We start from the raw sequence: 2,360 nt of genomic DNA on the forward strand, positions 1-2,360 counted from the left end.
TCGCTCGACATCGACCTCCGTCCACTTCCGTTCAGACACTTGCGATCTCCCCTATCGTTGCCGGACTGTCGCCTGACGTCGGCACCAGGAGCGCGATGATCATGCGCACCGTCATTTCATCCTTGATTGGGTATAGCGCCATCAGTTCGTGCACAGACTTGCCGGCCTGGTAATCATCAGAGAACTGTCGCAACTGCGCGGCGGTCAGCATCGCGACCCCGTCCTTGCGGTAGTAGCCGTCCGCTCCCCTGGTGAATCCCAGTACCTCCGGCGTATAGCCGTCGCGTACCCAGCGGCGCACATACAGCTCACACCCCCACATCAACGCCACACCGTTCGTGCCGCGACCGCTGTGGGTCGATGTATGACCGCACCCACACGGGCAACGGCGGCGCATTCGCGGGACGCGGACCATCGAGCGATCACCATTCGCATGTCCGACAACACTGCCCATCATGGCTTCAGATCCGGCCGTCAATACGTAAGAGGACTAGCCTCACGTCGAATCCCGCGTATCACCGAGCTGGCGCCCTGCAGAACTATGGTCGGGCGGGTCGAATCGATTGCCGAAAATGTCGCGCCCTATAGCTTCGAAGCTCTTGTCACGATCGTAGATGCCAGGAAACACATCTAGATTCAGACGGTGGAGGCGGTAGTAGGTGACCCAGCCACGCCGATAGGCCACAACAGATACCAGCCAGGACAACACCAGGATCACCCCTAGGAGGCTGATCGCGATGTCAATGGGTTCGTGTGCCATCGTTCACATCTCCTTTTACTGGGGCCCTCAGGCTAGAGCTAGATGTTCTTCACGGGTAGGTTGTGAACGCGTAGGCGCTCGATTGGTGTCATTCCGCCGATGCCGGTGTGGGGTCGGTGGTGATTGTAGTGATGCAGCCAGTGCTGGTAGGTTCCGGCGCGTTCGGCCTCAGAGCGGTAGGTCTGCGCATAGGCCCATTCGGTGGTCAGGGTGCGGTTGAATCGCTCGACTTTGCCGTTGGTCTGTGGCCGGTAGGGCCGGGTCCTCTTGTGGGTGATGTCGGGGCCGAGCGCTTCAGCGAAATTCTTTGACCGGTAACAGGATCCATTGTCGGTCAACACTCGTTTGACGGTGATGCCGTGGTCGGCGAAGAACGCGTTGGCGCGTTTCCAGAATCCCGCGGCGGTTTCTTTGCGTTCGTCGGTGAGGTCCTCGGAGTAGGCCAGCCGGGAGTGGTCATCAACGGCGTGGTGCAAGAACGTGTATCCCATGCCGCAGCGGTTGCGCCGGCCGGCTTGGCGACCCAGCTTGCGATGGCCGCCCCCGTCGGGGATGCGGCCCAGTTTCTTGACGTCGACATGGACCAAGTCGCCGGGAGCCGGGTGCTCATAGCGGCGGGGTTTGGGCCGGCGTACCGGTAACCCGGTGTTTTGGTCCAGGTGCCGCAGCAATGGCATCCGGTAGCGGCGCAGCACCGCCTCAACGGTCGAGCGTGGCAGGTGCAGGTAAGCGGCGATGCGATGTGGGCCCCAGCGCCGGGTGAAGCGCAGGTTGACGATGCGCCGCTCACGTCGTTTCGGCAACCGCAACGGACTGCGATGCGGCCGGCTGGGCCGGTCTACCATCGCTGCTTCGCCACCGTCGCGATAACGGTCGGCCCATTTCTTGGCTGTGGCCACCGAACATTGGAACCGCTCAGCCGCGCGCCGCAAACTCCAGCCCTGATCAACAACCGCCTGCGCAAGCCGCAACCGCCCACGAGGAGTCAACGAAGCATTAGCGTGGACCATGAGGACCTCTCGGTAATCGGATGTGCGTGTTTGGTAACCACACCGATACCGGAGGTCCTCACCTACTTCCGCTCACCACGCCGTTCACAACCTGTCTGGGAGTTACAGCTAGAGCTCGCCTCGTCAGTAGTAGTCCGTCTAGGCGATCTGGAAGCAGCGCTTGGCTTCCCACGACTCGCCCTGGGGCGCGGTGTCCACAACCGAGGCCACCGCGACAGGCGGAGGACCGGGCGACCCGAGCGGATAGTCCGCCGGTTCGGGATGATCGCGGTCCCACTTGATTCGATCGATGGCCGCGAGCGCTCTCTGCCGCGCCGCGGCACGCTCCTCAGCCGAGTCGTAGCAGTGCACGCCCGTGCGCAGCAGATCCTCAACGCTCACATCACGATTCGTCGGGTCAGACTCCGGTGGCTCCCAGGACGCGACGAACATACTCACGATCACCGCGGCCACCGAAACTATGCCGAGCCCCCACCAGAACTGAGACACTTCCCGTTTGACATCTGCGAGATTCTCTTCAATCGTGCTGAGCCGATCCTCGAAACTCGGCTCCGCCTTCTCGACTTCGGTTTCTGACATCGCATGCCCCC

General features: G+C 62.1%; 4 protein-coding genes. All 4 read right to left on the minus strand.

The features are described from left to right. Nucleotides 1-31: 31 nt before the first annotated feature. Complete coding sequence (locus IMZ11_RS42115; RefSeq protein WP_228649115.1) at nt 32-301, minus strand: hypothetical protein; 270 nt, start codon at nt 299-301, stop codon at nt 32-34. A gap of 195 nt (nt 302-496) precedes the next feature. Further along, nucleotides 497-760: a hypothetical protein gene (locus tag IMZ11_RS42120; RefSeq protein ID WP_228649117.1), complete on the minus strand. Its 264-nt coding sequence runs from the start codon at nt 758-760 to the stop codon at nt 497-499. 38 nt (nt 761-798) lie between these two features. After that, the gene (locus IMZ11_RS42125) at nt 799-1,770 is read right to left on the minus strand and encodes an IS481 family transposase (RefSeq protein ID WP_047328152.1); all 972 of its coding nucleotides are present in this window, start codon (nt 1,768-1,770) and stop codon (nt 799-801) included. A gap of 138 nt (nt 1,771-1,908) precedes the next feature. Then, nucleotides 1,909-2,360, minus strand: a 452-nt coding sequence (locus tag IMZ11_RS42130; RefSeq protein WP_228649119.1) for a hypothetical protein, incomplete at its 5' end; no start/stop codon positions are given.

Origin of the sequence: Microtetraspora sp. AC03309, assembly GCF_020826795.1 — a bacterium.
In the GTDB taxonomy this organism is placed as follows: domain Bacteria; phylum Actinomycetota; class Actinomycetes; order Streptosporangiales; family Streptosporangiaceae; genus Microtetraspora; species Microtetraspora glauca.

What these genes read in the sequence shown, in the direction of transcription:
- IMZ11_RS42120 (WP_228649117.1), bottom strand. Translation starts at nt 760, where the DNA reads ATGGCACACGAACCCATTGACATCGCGATCAGCCTCCTAGGGGTGATC.
- IMZ11_RS42125 (WP_047328152.1), bottom strand. Translation starts at nt 1,770, where the DNA reads ATGGTCCACGCTAATGCTTCGTTGACTCCTCGTGGGCGGTTGCGGCTT.